This is a genomic window from Streptomyces sp. NPDC050388, from assembly GCF_040655635.1.
In the GTDB taxonomy this organism is placed as follows: Bacteria; Actinomycetota; Actinomycetes; order Streptomycetales; family Streptomycetaceae; genus Streptomyces.
On sequence record NZ_JBFAKH010000014.1, the window covers coordinates 52,071 to 76,005 of the forward strand.

At 72.4% G+C, this 23,935-nt stretch carries 23 protein-coding genes and 3 pseudogenes; 12 read left to right on the top strand and 14 right to left on the bottom strand.

The genetic code is table 11. The features are described from left to right. Positions 1 to 91: 91 nt before the first annotated feature. Positions 92 to 1,030 carry a pseudouridine-5'-phosphate glycosidase gene (locus AB0I73_RS10710; RefSeq protein WP_363035876.1) on the top strand — a complete coding sequence of 313 codons (939 nt, stop codon included), beginning with the start codon at positions 92 to 94 and terminating at the stop codon, positions 1,028 to 1,030. Here the strand turns inward: AB0I73_RS10710 and AB0I73_RS10715 are convergent. The 3 genes and pseudogenes from AB0I73_RS10715 to AB0I73_RS10725 form a co-directional block, all read right to left on the bottom strand. Next, positions 997 to 1,386 (bottom strand): annotated as a pseudogene (locus tag AB0I73_RS10715) (SAM-dependent methyltransferase); the annotation flags it as partial. The gene AB0I73_RS10710 and the pseudogene AB0I73_RS10715 overlap by 34 nt on opposite strands. Positions 1,387 to 1,522: 136 nt before the next feature. Then, positions 1,523 to 1,951: a CBS domain-containing protein gene (locus AB0I73_RS10720; protein ID WP_109380052.1), complete on the bottom strand. Its 429-nt coding sequence runs from the start codon at positions 1,949 to 1,951 to the stop codon at positions 1,523 to 1,525. Positions 1,952 to 2,112: 161 nt separating this feature from the next. After that, entirely contained in the window at positions 2,113 to 2,745 is a 633-nt protein-coding gene (locus tag AB0I73_RS10725) for a uridine kinase (RefSeq protein ID WP_363035879.1), read from the bottom strand. Between the two features lie 191 nt (positions 2,746 to 2,936). Here AB0I73_RS10725 and AB0I73_RS10730 point away from each other — a divergent pair, with 191 nt between their 5' ends. Beyond that, positions 2,937 to 3,434 carry an anthrone oxygenase family protein gene (locus AB0I73_RS10730; RefSeq protein WP_363035881.1) on the top strand — a complete coding sequence of 166 codons (498 nt, stop codon included), beginning with the start codon at positions 2,937 to 2,939 and terminating at the stop codon, positions 3,432 to 3,434. A gap of 166 nt (positions 3,435 to 3,600) precedes the next feature. Continuing rightward, positions 3,601 to 5,133, top strand: a complete 1,533-nt coding sequence (locus AB0I73_RS10735) for a glutamate synthase subunit beta (protein ID WP_363035883.1) — start codon at positions 3,601 to 3,603, stop codon at positions 5,131 to 5,133. Between the two features lie 88 nt (positions 5,134 to 5,221). On the opposite strand, the gene AB0I73_RS10740 is transcribed toward AB0I73_RS10735, so the two are convergent. The 3 genes from AB0I73_RS10740 to AB0I73_RS10750 all read right to left on the bottom strand — a co-directional run bounded on the left by AB0I73_RS10740 (position 5,222) and on the right by AB0I73_RS10750 (position 7,322). Beyond that, positions 5,222 to 6,028: an SAM-dependent methyltransferase gene (locus AB0I73_RS10740; RefSeq protein ID WP_363035885.1), complete on the bottom strand. Its 807-nt coding sequence runs from the start codon at positions 6,026 to 6,028 to the stop codon at positions 5,222 to 5,224. Positions 6,029 to 6,149: 121 nt separating this feature from the next. Beyond that, positions 6,150 to 6,431 carry a DUF397 domain-containing protein gene (locus AB0I73_RS10745; protein ID WP_202278730.1) on the bottom strand — a complete coding sequence of 94 codons (282 nt, stop codon included), beginning with the start codon at positions 6,429 to 6,431 and terminating at the stop codon, positions 6,150 to 6,152. Between the two features lie 30 nt (positions 6,432 to 6,461). After that, entirely contained in the window at positions 6,462 to 7,322 is an 861-nt protein-coding gene (locus AB0I73_RS10750) for a helix-turn-helix transcriptional regulator (protein ID WP_363035887.1), read from the bottom strand. 224 nt (positions 7,323 to 7,546) lie between these two features. On the opposite strand from AB0I73_RS10750, the gene AB0I73_RS10755 reads away from it, so the two are divergent. Both AB0I73_RS10755 and AB0I73_RS10760 read left to right on the top strand, forming a co-directional pair. Further along, positions 7,547 to 8,284, top strand: coding sequence for an ATP-binding protein (locus AB0I73_RS10755; RefSeq protein WP_363035889.1), 738 nt, complete (start codon positions 7,547 to 7,549; stop codon positions 8,282 to 8,284). A gap of 14 nt (positions 8,285 to 8,298) precedes the next feature. Beyond that, on the top strand, positions 8,299 to 8,709 hold the full coding sequence (locus tag AB0I73_RS10760; protein WP_363035891.1) for a hypothetical protein: 411 nt from the start codon (positions 8,299 to 8,301) through the stop codon (positions 8,707 to 8,709). On the opposite strand, the gene AB0I73_RS10765 is transcribed toward AB0I73_RS10760, so the two are convergent. From AB0I73_RS10765 to AB0I73_RS10780, 4 genes and pseudogenes are all read right to left on the bottom strand, one after another. Continuing rightward, the gene (locus tag AB0I73_RS10765; protein ID WP_363035893.1) at positions 8,699 to 8,905 is read right to left on the bottom strand and encodes a hypothetical protein; all 207 of its coding nucleotides are present in this window, start codon (positions 8,903 to 8,905) and stop codon (positions 8,699 to 8,701) included. The two genes, AB0I73_RS10760 and AB0I73_RS10765, sit on opposite strands and share 11 nt — an antisense overlap. A 146-nt stretch (positions 8,906 to 9,051) precedes the next feature. Next, positions 9,052 to 10,938, bottom strand: a complete 1,887-nt coding sequence (locus tag AB0I73_RS10770) for an FUSC family protein (RefSeq protein ID WP_363035895.1) — start codon at positions 10,936 to 10,938, stop codon at positions 9,052 to 9,054. Positions 10,939 to 11,268: 330 nt separating this feature from the next. Continuing rightward, complete coding sequence (locus tag AB0I73_RS10775; protein ID WP_363035897.1) at positions 11,269 to 11,481, bottom strand: DUF397 domain-containing protein; 213 nt, start codon at positions 11,479 to 11,481, stop codon at positions 11,269 to 11,271. Further along, positions 11,478 to 12,296 (bottom strand): annotated as a pseudogene (locus AB0I73_RS10780) (helix-turn-helix transcriptional regulator). Before AB0I73_RS10780 ends, AB0I73_RS10775 begins: the two are co-directional and overlap by 4 nt. 209 nt (positions 12,297 to 12,505) lie before the next feature. On the opposite strand from AB0I73_RS10780, the gene AB0I73_RS10785 reads away from it, so the two are divergent. After that, positions 12,506 to 12,979, top strand: a complete 474-nt coding sequence (locus tag AB0I73_RS10785) for an ATP-binding protein (RefSeq protein WP_363035898.1) — start codon at positions 12,506 to 12,508, stop codon at positions 12,977 to 12,979. 135 nt (positions 12,980 to 13,114) lie between these two features. Here the strand turns inward: AB0I73_RS10785 and AB0I73_RS10790 are convergent, their stop codons facing one another. Continuing rightward, positions 13,115 to 13,738, bottom strand: coding sequence for a TetR/AcrR family transcriptional regulator (locus tag AB0I73_RS10790; protein WP_363035900.1), 624 nt, complete (start codon positions 13,736 to 13,738; stop codon positions 13,115 to 13,117). A gap of 94 nt (positions 13,739 to 13,832) precedes the next feature. On the opposite strand from AB0I73_RS10790, the gene AB0I73_RS10795 reads away from it, so the two are divergent. From AB0I73_RS10795 to AB0I73_RS10805, 3 genes and pseudogenes are all read left to right on the top strand, one after another. After that, positions 13,833 to 14,480: an NAD(P)H-dependent oxidoreductase gene (locus AB0I73_RS10795; protein ID WP_363035902.1), complete on the top strand. Its 648-nt coding sequence runs from the start codon at positions 13,833 to 13,835 to the stop codon at positions 14,478 to 14,480. Beyond that, positions 14,477 to 15,880: a DHA2 family efflux MFS transporter permease subunit gene (locus AB0I73_RS10800; RefSeq protein ID WP_363035904.1), complete on the top strand. Its 1,404-nt coding sequence runs from the start codon at positions 14,477 to 14,479 to the stop codon at positions 15,878 to 15,880. Before AB0I73_RS10795 ends, AB0I73_RS10800 begins: the two co-directional genes overlap by 4 nt. 11 nt (positions 15,881 to 15,891) lie before the next feature. Continuing rightward, positions 15,892 to 16,281 (top strand): annotated as a pseudogene (locus tag AB0I73_RS10805) (DEAD/DEAH box helicase); the annotation flags it as partial. Here AB0I73_RS10805 and AB0I73_RS10810 read toward each other — a convergent pair. After that, on the bottom strand, positions 16,257 to 17,036 hold the full coding sequence (locus AB0I73_RS10810) for a nucleotidyltransferase domain-containing protein (RefSeq protein ID WP_363035906.1): 780 nt from the start codon (positions 17,034 to 17,036) through the stop codon (positions 16,257 to 16,259). The pseudogene AB0I73_RS10805 and the gene AB0I73_RS10810 sit on opposite strands and share 25 nt — an antisense overlap. A gap of 381 nt (positions 17,037 to 17,417) precedes the next feature. On the opposite strand from AB0I73_RS10810, the gene AB0I73_RS10815 reads away from it, so the two are divergent. From AB0I73_RS10815 to AB0I73_RS10825, 3 genes are all read left to right on the top strand, one after another. After that, positions 17,418 to 20,978, top strand: a complete 3,561-nt coding sequence (locus AB0I73_RS10815) for a S8 family serine peptidase (RefSeq protein WP_363035908.1) — start codon at positions 17,418 to 17,420, stop codon at positions 20,976 to 20,978. Between the two features lie 179 nt (positions 20,979 to 21,157). Then, entirely contained in the window at positions 21,158 to 21,634 is a 477-nt protein-coding gene (locus tag AB0I73_RS10820; protein WP_363035910.1) for a RidA family protein, read from the top strand. Continuing rightward, positions 21,634 to 22,107, top strand: coding sequence for a GNAT family N-acetyltransferase (locus AB0I73_RS10825; protein ID WP_363035912.1), 474 nt, complete (start codon positions 21,634 to 21,636; stop codon positions 22,105 to 22,107). Before AB0I73_RS10820 ends, AB0I73_RS10825 begins: the two co-directional genes overlap by 1 nt. A 9-nt stretch (positions 22,108 to 22,116) precedes the next feature. Here the strand turns inward: AB0I73_RS10825 and pip are convergent, their stop codons facing one another. Together pip and AB0I73_RS10835 are read right to left on the bottom strand one after the other, a co-directional pair. Further along, on the bottom strand, positions 22,117 to 23,082 hold the full coding sequence (pip, locus tag AB0I73_RS10830; protein WP_363035914.1) for a prolyl aminopeptidase: 966 nt from the start codon (positions 23,080 to 23,082) through the stop codon (positions 22,117 to 22,119). A 37-nt stretch (positions 23,083 to 23,119) separates the two neighbouring features. After that, positions 23,120 to 23,872: a uracil-DNA glycosylase gene (locus AB0I73_RS10835; RefSeq protein WP_363035916.1), complete on the bottom strand. Its 753-nt coding sequence runs from the start codon at positions 23,870 to 23,872 to the stop codon at positions 23,120 to 23,122. Positions 23,873 to 23,935: the final 63 nt, after the last annotated feature.

Below are 23,935 nucleotides of genomic sequence, written 5' to 3' on the forward strand. Positions count from 1 at the left end.
GCTCGGTGACGTCCGTGGCGGGGCGCAAGAGGTTTGTCCCGGCGCCCGGCCCGCCAGGGATGGGGGAGGAGCGACAGACGGGAGACGGCGCGTGACCCTGACGGTGTCCGAAGAGGTACGGGAGGCCATCGCCGCGCGTCGGCCGGTGGTGGCCCTGGAGTCCACGATCATCGCGCACGGGCTGCCCCGGCCGCGCAACCTCCGGGTGGCGACGGAGCTGGAGGCGGCGGTGCGGCAGGAGGGTGCCGTACCCGCCACGATCGCGGTGCTGGACGGGCGGCCCCGGATCGGCCTGGACGAGGAACAGCTGGAGCGGGTCGCCCATGAGAACGGCATCCGCAAGCTCGGCCATCGTGATCTGCCGCTCGCGGTGGCCTCCGGGGCGAGCGGCGCCACCACGGTGTCGGCCACCGCCCTGCTCGCGGCGCTGGCGGGCGTACGGGTCTTCGCGACCGGCGGGCTCGGCGGGGTGCACCGCGAGTGGACCGTGACGCAGGACGAGTCGGCCGACCTGGGGCTCCTCGCCCGGACCCGGATCACCGTGGTGTGCGCGGGGGTGAAGTCGATCCTGGACGTACCGGCGACGCTGCAGCGACTGGAGACCCTCGGGGTCGCGGTCGCCGGGTACGGCACGGACCGCTTCCCCGGCTTCTACCTGTCGGACTCGGGGCACCCCGTGGACTGGCGGCTGGACACCCCGGAGCAGGTGGCCGGGGTCATGCGGGCACAGGACGCGCTCGGTGGGCCCGGGTCGGCGCTGATCGTGGCCAACCCGGTGCCCGAGAAGGAGCAGTTGGACCCCGGGGTGCACGCGCGCGTGCTGGACGAGGCGCTGCGCGCGTGCGAGGCGGAGGGGGTCACCGGCCAGGCCGTCACTCCGTTCCTGCTCGACCACCTGGGGCGCCACACCGACGGCGCCTCCCTCGCCGCCAACCTCGCGGCGGTCCGGGGCAACGTACGACTGGCGGCACGCGTCGCGGCGGCCTGGAGCGGGGCGGCCCCGATCACCGACCGCACCGCACGCTCGTGATGCGCCGCGTCGATGAGCGGGAGCCGGAGGTGCACCAGGTCGAAGCCGCCCGCCGGCGGCTCCTCCGTGCCGATGTCGTGGACGCGTACCTCCACCGGCGGGCGGTCGACCGGGGCGAGCCGGGCGGTGTCGGTGGAGGTGACCAGCACCCGTCCGGTCGGCCCGACCTTCTTGGCGAGCCGGGACACCACGGAGGTACCGTCGGCGCCGACCTCCCAGCAGCCCCAGCCGGGTCCGACGCCGACCGTCTCGAGGTACCGGAACGTGAGGGGATCGAACAGATCGGCGAAGGCGTCGAGGCGCTCCGCCGCCTCGGCCTCCCGGTGATCGAGCGGGTACCCGTCGGTTCGCATCATGCCGCGATCATCCCGGTTGCCCGTCTTGTCCGGCACGGGTGACGCTCCGGCCCGTGCGTGTCCACAGCCGGGAACCGGGCGGACCGGACGGGGGGACGAGGAGACGGAGGAAGGAGGAAGGAGGGGAGAGGAGGAATCAGCCTGTCGCGGTCCTGGCGTAGACGTTCTCGGCCCAGGTGGCGAGCTGGTCGTCCGTCAGGTGCCGGGCGAGGTCGGCTTCGCTGATCATGCCGACCAGGCGCTTGTCGTCGATGACGGGAAGCCGGCGGATCCGGTGCGTCTCCATCTCATGGAGGACCTCGCTGATGTCGGCGCCCGCCTCGATCCAGCGCGGTGTCCCCTTGGCCATCTCGCCCGCGGTGGTCCTGGCCGGGTCGTGGCCCATGGCGACGCAGCCGACGACGATGTCGCGGTCGGTGAGAATGCCGCAGAGCCGCTCGTTCTCGTCGCTGATGGGCAGCGCGCCGACGTTCAGGTCGCGCATCAACTGGGCTGCGCGGTCGAGCGTCTCGTGGGCGGGGATCCACTGGGCGCCGCGGTGCATGATGTCTCCGGCGGTGGTCATGAGGTGCCTCCCGATACCGGACGGCCGGCGCGGCACGGGACGCACCGCGAGTACCGGCGCTCTCCATTGTCCGCCGCACCACCCGGGCCCCGCACTTCCGCCCGGCCCGGCGCATGTGCGCGCGACGCCCCGACCCGCGGCGTCCCGGCCGCCGCCAAGTCTCAACCGTGCCAGGCCGGATGGCGGGGGTCGTCGGCGCGCACCAGGACGTCGGCGGTGCCGGCCGGGTCGGTCTCCTGCTCGTAGCGCTCGAAGGCGGGCAGGGTCCAGTACCCGGACTCGGGGGTGCGACGGCGCAGGGCGCCCGGGGAGAGCGAGACGTGGACGCTCAGGTCGAAGGGGAACCAGTGCCGCAGGAGGAGCGGGCCGTGCAGCAGCAGTACGCCGCCGGGCGGCAGCGGGACACGGGGGCTGCGGGTGGCGCGGTCGGTGACCGGGTCCCACAGGTCGGGCAGGACCCGTCCGCTCCCGCCCGGTTCGAGGGGCCCGAAGACCTCACGCCAGAGGGCGCCGGTGTCGTACCAGCCGTCGTAGTAGGACTCCGGGTCCTGACGGCCGTGCTCCAGCCGGACCGAGGCGGGACGCAGGAAACCGTCCGCGCTCACGACGAGGGAGGGGCGCCCGAGGACGCGCAGGGAGGCGGCGACGCGTTCGGCGAGGTCTCCGGGGCGGCCGGCCGGGGCGCCGTCGAGGGCGACGCGCGGCCAAGGGCTGCCGTCGGCCGTCCGCAGCGTCGTCAGGCGCTCGGCGAGGAGGTCGCCGAGCCGGTCCCAGGTGATCGCTTCGAATCGCACACGGCCATGATGCGCCGTCCGCCGGCGGCGACACCCACCTGCCCCGGGTTCTCCGCCGGAGGCGTGCTGGACGTCCGCGTATGGTCCCGCGACGCTCGGCCATGGGCACCGGGCCCGTGTCCGGCTTCACTGGGGACGGTGGTGGGCGGCGGGAAGGGATCCCGGCCGCCGGACGGGCGGGAGTCGACGACGTGATCGAGGGACCATCCTCCGGGCTGACGGCGCTGACCGTGCTGACGGTGCTGGGGGTGCTCGGAACCGGGCTGGTGGCGGGAGCCTTCTGCGCCTTCTCGACGTTCGTGATGAGAGGTATCGCGGCGTTGCCGCCCGCGCGGGGCGTGGCCGCGATGCAGTCGGTCAACGTGGCCGCGGTGCGGGCGCCCTTCATGCTGGTGTTCCTCGGCTCGGCACTGCTGTGCGCGGCGATCGCCGTGGTGACCTCGGTGAGGTGGCCGGGCGAGGGCGCGGTCGGGCTGCTGGTCGGCAGCGCGCTGTATCTGTTCGGCGGGTTCGGGGTCACCGTGGTCGCGAACGTGCCGCGCAACGACGTGCTGGCCGGGCTCGCCCCGGGTACCGCCGAGGCCTCCGCGTACTGGACCGCCTATGTGCGCGAGTGGACGCTGTGGAACCACGTGCGCACGGCCGCCTCGGCGGGTGCCGCGCTGTCCTACGTACTGGCCCTCACCTGACGGAGGCGAGAAGCGCTGTCCGCAGGCCTGCGTGCGCGCAGGAGCAGTCGTATCGTGGCCAAGGAGCAGACGCCGGGGAGAGCGCACCCGAGGGGTGCCGCACCGCCGCCGAGGAGCGCCGCCCCACGACGCCTGGCCCGTCACCGCGTACGCAAGGAAGACGGCCATGGCCGATCCCAAGGGTTTCCTGACCACGCCGCGCCAGGACCGGCCGCGCCGGCCCGTCGAGGAGCGGGTCCGCGACTGGGACGAGGTCTACGTCCCCGGCGCGCTGCTGCCCATCGTCAGCAAGCAGGCCGACCGCTGCATGGACTGTGGTGTCCCCTTCTGTCACGAGGCGTGCCCGCTGGGCAATCTGATCCCCGAGTGGAACGACCTGGTCTCGCGCGAGGACTGGCGGGCCGCGGCGGAGCGGCTGCACGCCACGAACAACTTCCCCGAGTTCACCGGCAGGCTCTGCCCGGCGCCCTGCGAGGCGGGATGTGTGCTGGCCATCAACCAGCCCGCCGTCACCATCAAGGACGTCGAGTGCGCCATCGCCGACCGCGCCTGGGCGGAGGGCTTCGCCGCACCGGCCCCGCCGGACCGGCTCTCCGACCGGACGGTGGCGGTGATCGGCTCGGGTCCCACCGGCCTGGCCGCGGCCCAGCAGCTGACCCGGGCCGGTCACACGGTCGCCGTGTACGAGCGGGACGACCGGATCGGCGGGCTGATGCGGTACGGCATCCCCGAGTTCAAGATGGAGAAGCGCCATCTGGAGCGGCGTATCGAGCAGATGCGGGCCGAGGGGACGAAGTTCCGTACGTCCACGACGGTCGGGCGCGATGTCGACGCCGCCGAGCTGCGGGCGCGTTACGACGCCGTGGTGATCGCCACCGGGGCGACCGCGTGGCGCGAACTGGCCGTACCGGGACGGGAACTGACCGGCGTTCACCAGGCCATGGAATACCTGCCGCTCGCCAACCGGGTCTGTGCGGGGGACCTGGAGACGTCCCCGCTGTCCGCCGCGGGCAGGGATGTCGTCATCGTCGGGGGCGGCGACACGGGCGCCGACTGTCTGGGCACGGCCGTGCGGGAGGGAGCGGCGTCCGTGACCCAGCTGGACATCTACGAGCGGCCGGGCACCGTCCGCGACGAGGACACCGAGCCCTGGCCGACGTACCCGAAGCTCTACCGGCTGTCCCCGGCGCACGAGGAGGCCCGCGCCCTGCGGACGGCACCTGCGGTCGCCGAAACCGCTGAGAACGCTGAGAACGCTGGGAACGCAGAGAACACCGACGTGCGGCTGTTCGCGGCGTCCACGCTGCGCCTCACCGGCGACGCGGAGGGGCGGGTCCGGGCGGTGCACCTGGTCGAGGTGGACGCGGAGCGCCGCCCCGTACCGGGCACCGAACGCGTCCTCCCGGCCGGCCTCGTCCTCCTCGCGCTCGGCTTCTCCGGACCGGACCGGTCGGACGGGCTGGTCAGCGGGCTCGGTCTGGAGCTGGAGCCGCGCGGCACGATCGCGCGCGACGCCGGCTTCGCCACGAACGTGCCGGGCGTGTTCGCGGCGGGGGACGCCGCCCGTGGGCAGTCGCTGATCGTGTGGGCGATCGCCGAGGGCCGGGCGGTGGCGGCGGCCGTCGACCGCCACCTGACCGACGGCACCACCCGTCTCCCGGCTCCCATCGGCCCGTACGACCGCCCGATGAGGGCATGACGCACCGACGGGAACTGCCCCGGACGACCGGCGACCGGCGATCCGCGACCCGCGCGAGCTGCGCCCAGCGGGCCCCGCGGCCCCCGGCTTACGCCTTGCGCCCCACCGCCCCGTACCCCGGGATCACCCCGTCGTCCTGGCCGGGCACGGGCTCGCCCAGCTCGGGGTGCCACAGGTGGGGCACCTGGACACCGGGTTCGACCAGTTCGAGGCCGTCGAAGAAGCGGGTGAACTCCTCGCGGGAGCGCAGGGCCAGGGTGACCCCCGCGGCCTTGAGCTTCTCGGTGGCCGCCTTCGACTCCTCCGGGGTGAAGTCCGAGGTCGCATGGGAGATCACCAGGTGGCTGCCGGAGGGCAGCTCGGCCAGGAGCCGGCCGACCAGCTCGTGGGCGCCGTCCTCGTCGGAGACGAAGTGCAGCAGCGCGATGAGGGAGAGCGCGACCGGCTGGTCGAAGTCGAGGATCTTCCGCGCACCCTCCAGGATGGCTTCCGGCTCGCGCACGTCGGCCTGGATGTACTCGGTCACCCCCTCGTCGGTGCCGCGCAGCAGCGCCCCGGCGTGGGCCAGCACGATCGGGTCGTTGTCGCAGTAGACGACGCGCGCGTCGGGTGCGATCTCCTGGGCGACCTGGTGGAGGTTGGGCTCGGTGGGGATGCCGGTGCCGATGTCGAGGAACTGGCGTGTGCCCTGGCCGGCCAGCCAGCGCGTGGCGCGCTGCATGAAGGCGCGGTTCACCCGGGCCATCACCGGCACTCTCGGGTCGAGGGCGAGCATCTGCCGGCCCATGGCCTCGTCGACCGGGTAGTTGTCCTTCCCGCCGAGGTACCAGTCGTACATCCGCGCGGTGTGCGGCTTGCTCGTGTCGATCTCGACGGGGGGCTGCTGCCCGGTCATGACGAACTCCGTAAGTGTCTGCAACTGTTAGTGATCAATTTCAGGGCCGGACCAGGGTGTGGGGGGGGACAAGCGACATCGGCTGTACGCCGGAAGGCAACAGTAGAACGGTCAACAAGCGTCAGGACAGCAGGAAATCCGCCTCTCCCGCCTTCGCTCCCTCGATGAAGGCCGTCATCTCGGCCGAGGTGTAGATGAGCGCCGGTCCGTCCGGGTCGGTGGACTGCCGTACCGCGATCCGGCCGTCGTCGAGCTTCATCGCCTCCAGGCAGTTGCCGCCGTTGCCGCCGCTCCACGGCTTGTGCCAGCCCTCGCTGCCCAGTTCCCGCGCGGGCATGCCGTTGTAGATCCGCTCGGTGCGGACCCGCGGCCGGGGCAGCGGGAGGGAGGAGCCCAGCGCCATGGACAGGGACAGGGACGTGAGGTGGTTCATTCACAGCTCCTTGCGGAGATCCCTGAGGATCACCTTCGTGCGATGTGCTGAGGCGGCCTGCGCCGCCATGCGGTCCATGACCTCGAGGTGGGTCGCCACCTCGGTACGCGCGTCCAGGTAGACGGCGCCGGTCAGGTACTCGCTGTAGACCATGTCCGGCAGTTCCGGCATGCCGAACCGGAACAGCACGAACGGCCCGTACGTGCCGGGGTGCGGGCCGCCGGCGAACGGGGCGACCTGCAGCGTCACGTTGGACATCTTCGTGGCGTCGAGAAGTCTGTCGACCTGGGCACGCATCACCTCCGGGCCGCCGACCGGGCGGCGCAACGCCGTCTCGTCCATGACGACCCACAGCCGGGGCGCGTCGTCACGGGTGAGCAGTTCCTGCCGTCGCATGCGCAGGGCCACGTGGCCCTCGATGTCCTCGGGACTGGTCTGCCCGATGGCACCCGAGCGCAGCACGGCACGCGCGTAGTCCTCGGTCTGGAGCAGTCCGGGGACGAAGTGGGGCTCGTAGCTGCGGATGAGGGTGGCCGCGCCCTCCAGGCTGACGTACATCGAGAACCAGCCGGGCAGGATCTCGTGGAAGCGCTGCCACCAGCCGGGCCGGTTGGCGTCCTCGGCCAGTCGCACGAAGGCGTCGGTCTCCTCGTCGGAGACGCCGTACGCCTTCAGCAGCAGCTGGAGGTACGGGATCTTGAGCGCGACCTCGGCCGTCTCCATGCGGCGGATCGTGGCGGGGGCGACGTGAAGGACGCGGGCGGCCTCCTCGCGCTTGAGGCCGGCGCTCTCCCGCAGATCCAGCAGCCGCCGGCCGAGGACGACCTGGCCGACCGTCGGCGCGGACCGCGGTTCACTCACGCTCCACCTCCACGAAAAGGATTCCTGACAGCCCGGCGGCGCCAATCCGAGAGCTCCTCGAAGATCCGCCCACCCATGGGAACGTTTCTTCGACAGCCTCAACTGGCGCCGTGCGGGGTGCTGTTGCGAGCAGTGTGCCATGGCCGTCCAGACCGTCACACAGCACTCTGGATTTTTCAGAGTGATGCTTGCCAAGTGTGCACGGCGGGGCGATAGTGGCAAGCGTGATTCCGCCCGCGCCCTTAGAAACAGACGCCGCTGCGAGCCCCTCCGGCCCCGGCCCCGCCCCGGGAGCCGCCGACGCCGCGGGGGCTGCCGCCCAGCGCCGGTTCCGTTTCGAACTGGCCGCCCATCCGGGTTCTCCCGCGCAGGCCAGACGCCTGACGAGGGCCCGGCTGACCGGCTGGTCGGTCGGCGCGGACACCTGCGACACGGCGGCCCTGGTCGTCTCCGAGCTCGTCACCAACGCCATCGTGCACACGGCCGGCCGCCACATAGTCTGCGAGCTGCACGACGGCGCCGACCTGGTGCGCATAGCCGTGCGGGACGAGGGCTGCGGCCCCGACCAGCCCCGGGCGAACACCCGGCGGCAGCCGGAGGACGAGCACGGCAGGGGCCTGCTCCTCGTCGACGCCATGTCCCACGCCTGGGGCGTCCGTGAACACGGTCCCGGTCTGCTGGTCTGGGCCGACCTGCCCCGCACGGCGGACAAGGCGCGCCCTCCCGACGAACCGCACAACGACCTCGGCTGGGGCGAGCGGCCCAAGCCGGACCCCGCCGACGGTTCGGACGGCGGCCCGGACGGCCCGGATGGCCCGGACATCGAGGAATCCCAGCAGCGGCACCACGCCGCGGCGGCCCCGAGGCCCGCGGCATCCACGGTGTCGGCGGCAGCCCCGCACGCACATCAGCGCGAGTACGTCCCCGCGCCCCGGCCCGGCCGCGACGGAGGACGGATGTGACGGGCGCTCGCACCATGAGCCTGGACACGCTGGTCCGCCTCCAGCGCGGACGGCACACCCCGGCCGTACCGCCCCGGCGGCTGCCCGTCCCCGACGGGATGACGGCGCCGATGGGCTGCGACGCGGTGGCGGTACCGGCCCGCTTCGGGCCACTGGTCATGCCCCGGCTGCCCCGGGTGGGGTGCGTCTACGCCGACGAGGCGCACTGGTGGTGGCTGGTTCCGTCCGACTCCGACTACGCCCTGGAGTGGCCCGCCCCCTCGCGCTACGACACCGGCGCCCTCGTGCCGGACGCCCCGCGCCTCCCCGACCTGATCCACCGCCCCGACTGCACGCTCCCGTACACCCCGCCGATACCGCTCTACCTCGCGGTGTGCCGCCTGACGGACACCACCCCGAGCTGGTCCCGCCCGATCACGGCCTAGGCACCGGGCCCCACGCGACCGCGTGGGCGCCGCCCTCGCCGCCGCGGACGATCACCAGGAACATGTCGGTCGCGAGGTCCATGACGACCTCGGCGGGCAGGCCCTCCAGACGCCGCGCCCGCGCGAACTCCTCCGCCGGCCAGGACCCCCGCGGCCCGCCCGCGGGAAAGCGTTCAAGCACCGTTCTCCCGTTCACCTGCTGCCTCCCGTTCGGCGTCGCACTCGTGGAGTCAAACGCCGACGACAGGGGAACGCCTCGCCCGGTGACGCTATTGAGACCTTCTCGTCACCCGTTCACCGTCAGAAGCGGGTGACCTCGGTGCGTCGGGGGTCACCGGCCGCTCACGGCCGCACGGACCGCGCCCCGTCATCGGCTCGCCCGGCGCCGGGCAGCTCCGGCAGCCGGACCCCGACGTGCTCGCGGCGCCGGTCGAGGGCGTCCCGGAGTTCGGCGAGCTGCTCGGTGTGCCGGGCGTCGAGCCGTCCCGTGTCGTCGAGGTGGACGGCGCAGGCGGTGGTGGTGTCGACGAGCCGCTCGAGGAGGGCGGCGTACTCGTCCGTGCCGTCGGCGTGCCGGGCGAGCGCGGGCAGCTCCGCGGAGGCGAGCGCGATGGCGCCGCGGGCCTCGGCGAGGGCGCGGTAGGCCTCACGTCGCAGGACCCAGCGGGCCGCACGGTCGCCGGACCCGTCCAGCACATGGGCGAGGTACGCGTGCGCGGCCTCCTCCGCCTCCGTGAGCCGGACCCGGATGGCACCGCCGCGCCGCACGGGCATCGGCAGGTGTCCGACGACGAGCACGATGACACAGGCCAGCAGCGTCTCGCCGATCCGTGCCACGGAGGCCTGCGGTTCACCGCCCACCATCACCAGGGCGAGCACGAGCACGGTGATGACGGTGGTCTGCGCGGCGAAGTGCCGGGCGGCGACCGGGATGAGCGCCCCGCTGAGCGCCACCAGCGCGATGAGCCCTTCCGGCCGGGGCAGCACGGCGGCGAACCCGGCGAACAGGAGCGCCCCGAGCACGGTTCCGGCAGCCCGGTTCAGCACCCGCGAGGCGAGCGGTCCGAGGTCGGGCTTGACGAGGAAGACGGCGGTGACGGGCAGCCAGTACCAGTACTCGTGTTGCCCGTACCAGCGGGCGTGGTACAGGGCCTGGGCGACGGCGACGCTCACGCCGAAGCAGAGGGCGACCCGCAGGCCGTACTCCTGTCCCCGGGGGCCGAGGAGGGTGCGGGTGAGAGCGGCGCGGGACCGGCGGCGCGTGTGCAGGTCGCCGCCGTCGGCCCGGTCGAAGGCCACGGCGGCGCGCAGGAGGGCGTCGTCGAGGGCGCGCAGCGCGGGAACGGACCGGGAGGGCGCGGGCAGCGGCCCGCCGGGGACGCCGTCGCGTACGACGGCGGCGAGCCGCCGGGGCCCTTCGGACGCACGAGCCGGTACGGCCTCCCCCGCCCAGGCCAGCGCGGTCGCGGCCTCCGCCAGCGGCAGCGCGGCGGCGTACTGCGCGTGCAGTCGCCGTTCGGCCGCGGAACCGGCGTACCGCCGCAGCCGGGGTCCGGCGAGCGCGTCCTGCGCGTGGTCGAGGGCGGCGGTGAGTGCGGCGCGCCGCGCGGTGGCGGTGGGTGAGCCGGCGGCGTCGAGCAGCGCGGCGACGGCCTCGTACACGCCGGCCACGGCATGCCGCTCGCCGTCGAACCGGAAGTCTCCCGCGAGGGACCCCGGAGCAGGCAGCGCCAGCCGCAGCAGGAGCAGCCACGCGGCTCCGGCGAGGAAGGCGAGCGCCCGCTGCCCTCCGGGTTCGGGCAGGGGCATTCCGGCGCCGACGGCGGCCCCGACGAGCAACTGGATCCCGGCGGCGGAGCCGGTGGGACTCAGCGCGCTGACCGCGCCGGCGACCAGCCCGCACCCTGTCAGGATCAGGGTCAGCGGTACGGCCGGCAGGTGGCCCCCCGCGTACGTCCCGACGAGGAGCCCGGCCGCCCCGGCGAGCGCGGGCGCTCCGATCCGGCTGACGGAGGCGCGTCGGCTGCCCGGCAGGTCGTTGATCCCGGCGAACATGGCGCCGATGGCGGCGACGACACCGAGGGCGGGATGCCCGGCGAGGACGGCGGCGACCAGCAGGGGCCCGCCGCCCAGTACTCCCCGCGTGACCGCGCTCCACGGGACCGGTCCGCGCTGGGCCCGCAGGGCGTGGGCGAGCCAGAGGGGTACGGCGGGCGTGGTGCGGGACACGGTGCTCCAGTCGTCTCGTCGGGGGCGGGGCGGGCTCGCGGGCGACGGTGACCGGGCTGGGGACGTGGTGTCCACCGTAAACGGGATTGTCGGAAGGAAGGGAACAGTCTCGTTTCCGGGATGTGACGATGCGAGCGAAAGGGGTGTTCTCGAAGGAACACAGTCCGCGGTGCGCTTGTTCCGTGAGATTCCCGCAGGACCGGGGTCGGCCCTCCCTCCCGTGGGCCACGGATGCCGGGATCGCGGCCGGCCGCCGCCGCAGTCCTCGTGGGTACGCCGGTGCCCCATGATCCAGGTCGGCGGTCACGGGGCACCGGGGTGCTCTTCGCCCTACGCGGTGTGCCAGGCGGCGAATCCGACGAACTCCGCCCATGCACCCGGTGTAAGGCTGACCAAGGCACTCGCCTTGTCCTTCGAGTCGCGTACGCACACGACACCGCTCCCGGCGGCTACCTCAACGCACTCTCCACCGTCCCCGGCGCTGTAACTGCTCTTGAACCACGCCAGGTCGTCGAAGTCTCGCCCAGTCGTTTCCCCGCTCATCCCTCTCCCAACAACTTCTCGATCAACGAGAGCGATTCAGCCGGTGTGAGCGCCTGCACTCGGAGACTCCCGTACGCAGCCTCAAGCTCCCGGACCTTCCCGCGCTCGGTGTGGACGTGGCTATCACCTTGCACCTCTGTGTAGGCGATCCTCCGCTCATCCTTGGTCTCCATCAAGGTGAACGGGCCGGCCAGTCCTGCGTGTTCCTTACGGGAGAGGGGCATCACCTGGATCTCGACGTTCCGCTGCTCCCCGACCAGCAGCAGATGCTCCATCTGGCCCCGCCAGACGGTCTCACCACCGAGCGGACGGTGCAGCACCGCCTCCTCGATCACAAAGGTCAGGTGCGGCGCCGGGCGCCTGGCGAAGATGTCCTTCCGTGCCATGCGGGCGGTCACGCGCTGTTCGATGACCTCCACGTCCAGCAACGGACGTCACATCGCGCACACGGCACGGGCGTACTCCTCCGTCTGCAACAGTCCAGGAACGGCCCGGGTGGCATACACATGGAGTTCGACCGCCTGCGCCTCCAACCGCGCCGCGTCCCGAAAGAACGCCGGATACTGAGCCCTTGCCACCTCTTCCTTCCCTGCCTTCAACAACCCACCCGCATCGAGCAGTTCATCCGCGTTGTCGATGAACTTCGGCGGCGGGATCCGCCTCCCCTGTTCAAAGGAAGCGATCGTCGACGCGGAGTACCCCGCCTTGCTCCCCAACTCCGCCCGATCCAGCCCCGCCCGCTCCCTGCACAGCTTCAACTGCCGCCCGAAGACGTGCAGGATGCCCGCGCTTGCCTCCTGCTCCTGGCCGTCCACCTGCTGCCGCTGTTCCTCCACGCCGGCACCTCCCGTACGTACTCACCGCCGAACACCCCGCACAGTCCTCGCGTACGCGACCAACCCGCCCCGCAGGGGACCCGTCACGGCTCACCCCGTGTACAAGCCCCGCGTCGGCGACGTACAGCCACCGCCGGTCAGCACGTCACGCCTGTTCAACGCTACGCACAGTTCGCCACGGTTACCCCATGAAGTCAGCAACTCCCCCGCAAAGGCGTACGCCACAGCCGACCCGCACGTTCGCGATGCAGTTCACCTCGGCCCCGCGCGGCGCGCGCCTCGCCCGCCGACTGGTTTCGCACCGCCTGGACGCGTGGGGCCACCCGTACGCCTCCCCGGCGAACGAGACGGTCACCCTGATCGCCGCCGAACTCACCGCGAACGCCGTCCGGCACGGACACGTACCGGGCCGCGACTTCCACGTCCGCCTCACTCAGGCCGAGGACGGCACGCTGCGCATCGAGGTCACGGACACCCGCACGGAGCGACGACCGGTCGCCGGAACACCGGCCCCGGACGGCGAGTCGGGCCGGGGCCTGCTCCTGGTGGACGCCCTCGCGGACGACTGGGGCGTCCTGCCCCGCCCCACCGGCCCCGGCAAGACCGTATGGGCGGAGTCGGCACCACCACCGGAACCGGCGGCACCTACTCCAGTCCCGTGAAGGAGACGAAGGCTCGCCCCCGTGCTCCGGCCGGCCCCGGCCGGTCGAGAGCCGTGAAGAGGGCCGTGGACCCCAGACGGATCAGCTCGCCCGGCGAACCTCGGCGCGGTCCGGGGCCGTCGTGCGTGTGCGGCCTCAGCGCGGCTCGTACCCCCGCAGGAACGCGCGCACCCCGGAGGCGATCAGCTCGTCCCGCTCCTCCTCCGGCATGGACAGGATCCCCTGGTAGGTGCGGTCGCTGATCACGCCGGCGGTCAACTGCAGGAAGTGGACCGCGGCACGATCCGGGTCCGGGGCGTCGAGCAGCCCGTCCTCGGCCAACTCGCGGAAACGGGCAGCCACCTCCCCGAGGGCACGGTCGGGACCGGCGGCACGCCACGCGTCCAGGAACTCCCGCGGGACGTGGCCGACCTCGGCCCGCAGCTGCCGCACGACGGCGAAGTGGTCCTGGTACCGGTACATCGGCGACATCCAGGCGTGCGCGAAGCCGATGAGGTCGGCCTCCAGGTCCGTGACCTTGTGGAGCCGTCGGTCGATGGCGTCGATGTGGGCCCGTACGACCTCCTCCGAACCCTCCACGACCACGACGCGGAAGAGCTGCGTCTTCCCCTCCGGGAAGTGGTTGTAGATCGTGCGGGTGGAGACTCCGGCCTCCTTGGCGATGGAGTCCATGCCGGCGCGGGTGTAGCCGTCGCGCCCGAAGACACGGCGCGCTCCCCGCACGATCGCCTGCCGCTTCTCCGCCAGCCCTTGTCTCACGCGTCCTGCCCCTTCCTGTCGACCGCCACGGTATCCGGCCGAAAAAGTACAACGGCCATTGCATTGATTGCCACGCTCGTTGTACTTTCTCGGCATGACGAACTCATCGGCCTCCTCCCCCAGTTCGGACGCTCCCTCCACGACCGGTGTCCTCCCGGGCGATCCTCCGGCGAACACCCCCCTGCGCGTCGTCGTTCTGACCGGCTCGACCCGCGAGGGCCGTTTCGCCCCTGTCGTCGCCGACTGGTTCCTGCGGTTCGCCGCCCAGCGCGGCGACCTCGAACTGGACCCCGTCGACCTGGCCGAGCACCCCCTGCCCGACGTCGTCTCCGCCGTGCCCCACCCGGAGGCCGCCGAGGTCACGGAGCGCCTGGCGGCGGCCGACGCCTTCGTTGTGATCACCCCCGAGTACAACCACAGCTTCCCCGCGCCCCTGAAGAACGCCATCGACCTGCACTTCACGCAGTGGCAGGCCAAGCCTGTCGGCTTCGTTTCCTACGGAGGCCTGGCCGGCGGCCTGCGCGCGGTCGAGCAGCTGCGACTGGTATTCGCCGAACTGCACAGCGTCACGGTGCGGGACACGGTGAGCTTCCACAACGCATGGGAGAACTTCGCCGAGGACGGCTCACCACTGCGGCCCGAGATCCCCGAGGGAGCGGGCAAGGCGATGCTGGACCAGCTGACCTGGTGGGGGCGGACGCTGCGAGCCGGGCGCGCCCACGCCGCGTACGGAGCGCGATGAGCACCGCCCTCCCGGCACGGACCGGGGGAAGAGGCGGGAGCGGGAGGCCGCCCCTGCCCGCCGTCCCCCGGCACGCCCTGGCCCTTGCGGGTGTCGTGGTGCTCGGCTCGTTCATGACGGTGCTCGACATGACCATCGTCAATGTCGCCCTGGGCCACCTCTCGCGATCCTTCGACGCGCCCCTGTCCGTCGTCCAGTGGACGGTGACCGGCTACTCGCTGGCGCTGGCGACCGTCATCCCGGTCACCGCGTGGGCGGTGGGCCGGTACGGCGCCAAGCGGGTCTTCCTCACCGCCGTCGCGCTCTTCACCCTCGGCTCGGGGCTCACCGGCCTCGCCTGGAACGTCGGTTCGCTGATCGCGTTCCGCGTGGTGCAGGGACTCGGCGGCGGCATGATCGTGCCCGTCGCCATGACGGTCGTCCTGCGCGCCGCCCCACCGGAACGCAAGGGCACGATGATGGGCATCCTCGGCATCCCCGTCCTCGTCGGCCCCATGGCGGGTCCGGTCCTCGGCGGCGTCCTCACCGACGCGCTGTCCTGGCGCTGGATCTTCTTCGTCAACGTCCCGGTCGGCGCCCTCGCCCTGCTGCTCGGAGCCCGGGTCATGCGCGGCGACGGCGAGCGGACCGGCCGCCCGCTGGACCTGGCCGGACTGCTGACGCTCCCCCCGGGCCTGGCCCTCCTGCTGTACGGGCTGACCCTGGGCGGCGAGCGCGGCGGTTTCGGCACCCCCGGGGCCGTCGTCCCGGTCGTCGCCGGTGCGGTACTGGTGGCCGCCTTCGCGGTGCGGGCGCTGCGGACGGCCCACCCCCTGCTCGACCTGCGGCTGCTGCGGAGGGCGTCGGTCGGCCGTGCGGTGGCGACCATGGTGCCGTTCTCGGCCGCGTACTTCGGTTCGATGATCCTCGTACCGCTGTACTGGCAGCAGGAGCGCGGTCTGTCCGCCACGCAGGCCGGACTGCTGATGGTGCCCCAGTTCCTGTGCAGCGGCACGGTGATGCAGATCTCCAGCCGGATCTCGGACCGTGTGGCGCCGCGCGTGATCGCCGTACCGGGCGTCCTGGTCGCCGTCACGGGCTTCCTTGCCTTCGCCGTCCAGGCCGACTCCGACGTCCCGCACTGGCGCCTGGTCGCCTCCCTCGCCGTCATGGGCACCGGGGTCGGCATGACGAACATGCCCGTCATGGCCTCCGCCACGCGCGGTCTCGCGGACACCGAGGTCGCCGCCGGCAGCACGGCGTTGAACATCGTCTCCCAGGTGGCCGCATCCGTCGGCACGGCACTGACGGCTTCGCTCCTGACGGCGACGGACGGATTCCGTACGACGCTGCTGTGCGGGGCGGGCCTGATGGCGTTGGCGCTGCCGATGGCCGTGCGCCTGCCGAAGCACCGGCCGTGAACACGAACGCCGGGTCGTCGGGGAGACCGAGTCGTTCCTGGTTCCGGTGCTGGACCACTGCCGACGGGAGAAGGCACGGGGTCAAGGCCGTGCTGCTGTATCCGGTGAACGCGCTCGCCACCGACCAGGCGGTGTGGATCGGCGAGTACCTCGCCGATCCACACCTCGCGCAGGTCACCACGGGCCTCTCCGCCGGAGACCGGCCGGACACCGACTTCCGGCGGGTGCTGACCCGGCGCGAAGAGACGCGCGTCCCGCCGCCGGACGTGCTGATCACCGGCTACAAGGTGCTCGACCTGCTGCTCCAGCGCGGCGGGGACCGGCCGTTGCAGCAGGACGCGGAGACCGCGTACGTGGTACTGGACGAGTTCCGCACCTACGACAGCGCGCAGGGCACGGACCGGCGCAGCAACGCTTCGGCGTCCACGACCGCCCGGGCGAGAGCGCCCGGGCTCCGCGACAGGCCTTCCGTCAGTGCGTCCACGTCGGTCAGCCCCGCCCGCTCGACCAGCCCCTTCTCATTCGTCACCCACTCCCCGCGCGCCGCCATCACCGCGTGCGCGGTCTGGGTCGCGGCGACGGCGATGCTCCCGGCAACCTGGGTGAGGGCGCCCCTGGGGGCGTGGCCGGCCTTGGCGTAGGCGAGGGTGGCGGTGGCCGTGCCGTACCAGCGGGGCGGGGCGCTCTCGCGCAGGGCCCGCGGGTAGGCGGCGGGGCGGGGGAGGTCGCCGCGCAGCACCTTGTTGATCGCGAGCTCCGCGACGAGCAGGTACGTCGGGATGCCGGCGAGGTGGAACATCAGCGGCTCGACGCGGAAGCGGCCGTGTTCCGCCTCGGTCAGCTCGTGCTCGACGACGTCGAGGTCGCGGTAGTGGACGTCGACGCGGCGCCCGTCGACGGTCAGCCAGGCGCCGCCGTTGAAGACGCCGCCGCCCCAGCCGCCGATCTCGGAGACCTCGCCCTCCCAGCCGACGGCGCGCAGGTCGTCGGGATCGAAGGGGCCCCGGTAGTACACAGCCAAGTCCCAGTCGCTGTCCGGCCGTTCGGTGCCCTGGGCGCGTGATCCGCCGAGGGTGACGGCCCGGACGCCGGGGAGGGCGGCGAGCCGGTCGGCGGCCGTGTCGAGGAAAGCCCGGTCGGACGCAGAGGGCGACACGGTGGCGGCTCCTGGCGGTCTGCGGGGCGACGGACGGCGCGGGTGTGACCCGCGGGAAGGGTACGGGGACGGCTGCGCGGGGTCGAACGGTACGCGACGCGGCGCCGTGTCGCGGCGCGCGTGCCGGTCGGCGCGTCCGGCCGAACGCGAGCCGGGGCACGCGGTCGTGACGCCCAGTCGCATCCACACGCGTGGCGCATTCACATCCGACCACTCCGCCCTCTTGTCATGCTCGATGCAACATAGTCATCATAAGTCGCCGTCACTTTCCGCACCCGTCTCCTCACCCACAGGTGATGGGGCGCTTCGGGCGGCACGCCGTTCCGCGAAAGCCCTTGCCTTCCCGGGTGGGCGAACCCCACCCCCCGATCAAGGAGACCCGTGGCATCCTCTCGAAGATCTCCACGCCGAGTCGCTCTGGCTTCCCTGGCAGCCCTGGTGTTGCTGCCCTGGGGTGCCGGGGTCGCGGCGGCCGCCGAGCCGAGCGCACCCCCGGCACAAGAGCTGCTGAGCGCCAAGGCCGAGCAGAAACTGCTCAAGCAGTGGGACGAGAAGGACAAGACGACCTTCTGGGTCGTCATGAAGAAGGAAGCCGACCTTTCCGTCGCCGAACGCGCCGAGGGCAAGACGGCCAAGGCCAAGGCCGTGCTCACGGCCAAGAAGAAGGTCGCGCAGGACACCCAGTCAGGCGTCCTCAAGGCGGCCAGGGCGGCCGGATCGGACGCCGTCTCGTTCTGGATCGACAACTCCGTCAAGGTCGTCGGCGACATCGAACTCGCCACGAAGATAGCCGAGTTGCCCGAGGTGCAGGCGATCGAGGCCGACCGGACGATCAAGCTCGACACACCGGTCAAGGGCAGCAATGAGCCGACCGTCGACGGCGTCGAGTGGGGTGTCGACCGGATCAACGCCCCGCAGGTGTGGAGCACGTACGGCGTCCGCGGTGAGGGCGTCGTCATCGCCAACATCGACAGCGGCGTCCAGTACGACCACCCGGCGCTCAAGAACCAGTACCGGGGCCGCAACGCCGACGGCTCCTTCTCCCACGACCACAACTGGTTCGACCCGGCAGACGTCTGCGCGGGCGACAGCCCGTGCGACAACAACGGCCACGGCACCCACACCATGGGCACCATGGTCGGTGCCGACGGCGACGCCAACCAGATCGGTGTCGCACCCGGCGCCACCTGGATCGCCGCCAAGGGCTGCGAGAGCAGCAGCTGCTCCCGCGATTCCCTGCTCGCCTCCGGGCAGTGGGTGGTCGCGCCGACCGACGCGAACGGCGCCGACCCCCGGCCCGACCTGGCCCCGGACATCGTGAACAACTCCTGGGGCTCGAGCGTCCAGGACCCCTGGTACCAGGATGTGGTGGACTCCTGGCGGACCGCGGGCATCTTCCCCGCCTTCTCCAACGGCAACAGCGGCCCCGGCTGCAACACGGCGGGCTCACCCGGCTCCTACGTCAGCAGCTACGCGAGCGGCGCGTTCGACAGCAACAACGCCATCGCGAGCTTCTCCTCGCGCGGAACGGGCGAGAACGGCACCGTCAAGCCGAACCTGGCCGCGCCCGGCGTCAACGTCCGCTCCGCCTACACGGGCGGCGGCTACAGCGCGCTGAGCGGTACGTCGATGGCGTCCCCGCACACCGCCGGCGCCGTCGCCCTGGTCTGGTCCGCGTCGGCCTCCCTGCACGGCGACGTCGCGGCCACCGAGGCGCTCCTCGACGACACCGCGATCGACGTGTCCGCCCTGACCTGCGGCGGTACCGCGGACGACAACAACGTCTTCGGTGAGGGCCGGCTCGACGCCTACGCCGCGGTGAGCGACGCCCCGCGCGGCGCGACCGGTTCCCTGACGGGCACCGTCACCGCCGGCGGCAACGCCGTCGCGGGCGCCCAGGTCGTCGCCGACGGACCGATCGACCGCACGGTCGTCACCGACGCCGAGGGCGACTACACCTTCCCCGCCCTGTCAGTGGGCGACTACGACCTGACGGTCAGGAAGTTCGGCCACACCGACGCGACCGGCACGGCCGCCGTCAGCGACGGCCAGGCCACGGTGCGGGACTTCATCCTCACCGCCGCTCCGTCCGCCAAGGTGTCCGGCACCGTCACCTCCTCGGCGGGCCCCGCGGGCGGCGCCGAGCTGTCCTTCGCCGGCACGCCGGTGACCACCACCGCGGACGCCCGGGGCCGCTACGAGGCGACCCTGCCGCACGGCACGTACACGCTGAACGCCACGCACGACTCGCGCTGTGTGGCGCCGGGGAGCGCGGAGGTGTCGGTGTCCGGTGACACGGTCGCCGACGTGCGCCTGCCCGACCGCCTCGACGCCTTCGGCACGGCGTGCGCCTCCGGAGCCGAGTCCTGGGTGTCCGGTACCGACAAGCTGAACGTGACCGGCGACTCCGGCAACGTCAAGATCGACCTGCCGTTCCCGGTCCCGTTCTACGGCAGGACCTACCAGTCGGCCTGGGTCAGCACCAACGGGTACCTGAACTTCCTCGCGGCCAACTCCAGCAACTCCAACAGCGTGCTGCCCGGCACGGCGGCCCCGAACGCGGCTCTCTACCCGTTCTGGGACGACCTGCTGGTCCGCGCCGACGCCGGCGGCGTCTACACCGCGGTCCGGGGCGAGTACCCGAACCGTTCGCTGGTCGTCGAGTGGCGGTCCATCGTGAACTGGTACGACCAAGGTGTCCCGTTCTCCTTCTCCGCCGAGATCGGCGAGGACGGCTCCGTCACCTACCGGTACAAGGACATCGCCGACACCCCCGGCGGCTACTCCACCGGCAGGAGCGCCACCGTCGGCGTCGAGAACGCCACCGGTACGGACGCCCTGCAGTACTCCTTCAACACCGAGGCGATCTCCGACGGCCTCAGCGTCGCCTTCCGCACGACGAAGTCCGGTGTCGTGCTCGGCACGGTCACGGACGGCAACGACGACAAACCGGTCTCCGGCGCCGAGGTGACCACGGGCTCGACGAACACCACGACGGACTCCAACGGCAGGTACGCGCTGCAGCTGGGCACCGGCGAGCACGCGCTGGCGTTCTCGGCCACGGGGTACGCCGGCGAGGAGAAGACCGTCACCGTGGAGCCGGGCCGCACCGCCGGCGCGAGTGCCTCCCTGGCCACCGGACGGGTCGCGCTCGACCAGAAGCAGATCACGGTCGTCGCCCCCGCCGGCCAGACGCGGGAACGGTCGGTGACCCTGTCCAACACCGGTTCCGCGACCCCGTACACGATCGTCGAAGCCGTCGACGGCGCGGCGCGGGACGTACCGTGGCTCACGGTCTCGCCCGCCCGGGGCGACCTGGCGAAGGGCGCCGAGCAGACGGCGAAGCTCGGCTTCGACACCACGGGCCACAAGCCCGGTGACGTGCTCTCGGCGGACCTGCTGGTGCGTTCCGACAGCGGGCGCGCCCCGGAGCTCAAGGTCCCGGTGAAGCTGGTCGTCCCCGGCTACCAGCAGGCGCTCGACAGCGGCGCCGGCTCCTCGTCGACGGACGCCCGCGGCGACGGCTGGCAGCCGGACCGGGCGCACGTCAAGGGGTCCTTCGGGTACCTCGGCACCACGAAGACGACGTCCACCAAGAAGGGGATCAACGGCACTCAGGACCCACAGCGGTTCACGACGGCCCGTGAGGGCATGTACGAGTACCGCTTCGACAACGTTCCGAACGGCGTCTACACCGTGGAGCTGGACTTCGCGGAGCTGTCGTCGACGAAGCCGACCGCCCGGGTCTTCGACGTGATCGCGGAGGGCAAGGAGGTCGAGCCGAGTCTGGACATCGCCCTGGAGGCCGGCGCCTACACGGCTCTGCAGCGCACCTACACGGTGACGGTCACCGACGGAGTGCTGAACGTCCGCTTCGTCGCGAACTCGGGCAAGACACTGGTGAACGCCGTCCGCGTCACCGAACGGCCCGACCTTTCCTGAGCCGTACGCGGCACTGAGCACCACGGCCCGTCCCGCGCCCGCCGCGGGACGGGCCCCGTTCCTGCTCCTCTTCTCCTCTTCTCGTCCTCTCGTCTTCTCGGACTCCGCTCACGCCTGTACCGAACCCCGGGGTTCGGTACAGGCGTGAGCGGAGCGAAATAAGGATGCGGCGGCGCGTCATGTGCCCCCATGCTCGGTGGTTGTCCGCCCCGTCCCTTTCGAAGACCGGAGCCCCTGTGATCCAGCGCGTCACCGTCCCGAGTCTCTTCCCGCCCCCCGCCTACTCCCACGCCTCCGTCGTCGAGGCGGGCACCAGACTGGCGTTCCTCGCCGGGTCCGTTCCGCTCGACGCCGACGGGAAGCTCGTCGGGGAGGGCGACCCGGTGCGGCAGGCCGAGCGGGTGGTGGCCAATCTCGAGGAGCAACTGCGGTCGGTGGGCAGCGACTTGCGGCACGTCGTGGTGACGGACGTGTACGTCGTGAGCAGCGAGCCCGCCGTGCTCTCCGCCGTGTGGGACGTGGTGGAGGCGTCCGGACTGAGCGCCGGGCCCCACTCGTCGACCCTGATCGGTGTGGCCTGCCTCGGCTACCCCGGGCAGCTCGTCGAGATCACCGCGACGGCCGTCGTCCCGGACACGACCCCGGCGGTCTCCTGATGGCCGGCGAACGGGCCGTGGTGCTGCGCCGAGCCGTTTCGCCCGCCGACGCCGACGCCGCGGCCGGCGTCTGGCTGCGGTCCTTCGCCGCCGCGCTGCCGAGCGTGGTCCGGCCGCGGACCGACGACGAGGTGTACGGCTACTTCCGTCACGTCCTCGTGCCGCTGCACGAGACATGGGTGGCGGAGACGGAAGCGGAGGGTGGGGGCGTCGTCGTCGGGGTGATGGTGCTGGAGGGTGAGGAGCTGGCGCAGTTGTACCTCGCCCCCGAGTGGCGGGGGCGCGGGCTCGGTGACCGGTTCGTCGCGCTGGCCAAGGAGCGCGGCCCCGAGGGGCTTTCCCTGTGGACCTTCCAGGTCAACGCGCCCGCACACCGCTTCTACGAGCGGCACGGCTTCGAGGCCGTGGAGTGGACGGACGGCGGCGGGAACGAGGAGCGGGAGCCGGACGTGCGGTACGTGTGGCGGCCGTAGGGCGGACCGTCAGCCGTGGGGGCGCGCGTACCGGTCGGTCGCCGCCACCAGTACGTCGTTCCCGGCCGCTCCGGCGTCGTGCCCGGCCTCGTCCACGATCACCAGCTCGCTGTCCGGCCAGGCGTGGTGGAGGCGCCAGACGGTGCCGAGGAGGTTGCCGAAGTCGAGGCTGCCCTGGACCAGGGTGCCGGGGATGCCCTTCAGCAGGTGCGCGTCGCGGAGGACCACGCCCTCGTCGTTGCCCTCGCCCAGGAAGTGGTCGTGGCCCCAGTAGTGGGTGACGGTGCGGGCGAAGCCCTTGCGGAACTCCGGGTCCTCGAACCGCGCGACCGAGCCGGGCGGGGCGGGGATCGTCGCCGTCTCCCAGTCGGTCCAGGCCCGCGCGGCCCGTTCCCTCACCTCCGGGTCGGGGGACTCCAGCAGCCTGCTGTACGCGGCGGCCGGGTTGCCGTCGCGCTCGTCGGCGGGCAGTTCGGCGAGGAAGCGGGCGAAGGCCTCCGGGAAGATCTTTCCCAGTCCTCGGGTCAGCAGGGCCACTTCGGGATCGGAACCGGTGGCCACTGCCGTCAGCACCAGCTCGGTCACCACCCCGGGGTGCGTCTGCGCGTACCGCAGTCCCAGCACCGACCCCCATGACGCGCCCCACACCAGCCACCGCTCGATCCCCAGGTGGGTGCGCAGCCGCTCCAGGTCGGCCATGAGGTGCGCGGTCGTGTTGACGCCCATGTCGGTGGCGGGGTCGGCGGCGTGCGGGGTCGAACGTCCGGCGCCGCGCTGGTCGAGCAGCACGATGCGGTACGCGGCCGGGTCGAAGTAGCGCCGGAGGGTGGGGCTCGCGCCGCTTCCCGGTCCGCCGTGCAGCACCAGCGCGGGCTTGCCGTGCGGGTTCCCGCAGGTCTCCCAGTACACGCGGTTGCCGTCGCCGACGTCGAGCATGCCGTGGTCGTACGGTTCGATCTCCGGATACAGGCCCATCGCCGCACCCTAGCGGGGCGTGCCGCGCGGGCTCATCTCATTTCCGTGGAGGCAGCCCGGCCGCCTCGGCTGCCGTGTGCAGCACCTCCCGGAGCATGTCGGGGGTGAGTTTGCCGGTGAAGGTGTTGCGCTGGCTCACGTGGAAGCAGCCGTACAGGTGCAGGTCGTCGCCGTCCGGGGCGGGGAGCGGGACGTGGGCGCCGTGGGCGAAGGCCGGGCGGGGGCGGGGCACGGTCCAGCCCGCCTCGGTGAACGCGGGCAGCGCGGCCTGCCAGCCGAAGGCACCGAGGACGAGCGCGGCCCGCAGCGTCGGCCGCAGCAACCGCAGTTCCCGGACTAGCCAGGGCCTGCAGGCATCCCGCTCCCCGGGGGTCGGCTTGTTGGCGGGCGGGGCGCAGTGCACGGGTGCGGTGATGCGTACGCCGTACAGTTCCAGGCCGTCCCCGGCGTGCGTGGAGGTCGGCTGCGAGGCGAGTCCGACGTCGTACAGCGCTTCGTACAGCACGTCGCCGGAGCGGTCCCCGGTGAACATCCGGCCGGTGCGGTTGCCGCCGTGCGCGGCGGGCGCCAGCCCGACGATCAGCAGCCGGGCGTCCGGCGGCCCGAATCCCGGCACCGGCCGGCCCCAGTACGTCCAGTCGGCGAACGCGGCGCGCTTGGTACGGGCGACCTCCTCCCGCCAGTCCACCAGCCGCGGGCAGGAGCGACAGCCGGCGATGCGCCGGTCGAGGTCGAGAAGGCCCGGGAGGTCTTGGGTGTCGGGTGGGCCGGGCAGGCCGCTGGGGTCCATCAGTGTCCTTTCGAGGGGACCACCGGCTGTAGCCGGTGGGGGAATCGAATCCTTCGCCGGGCC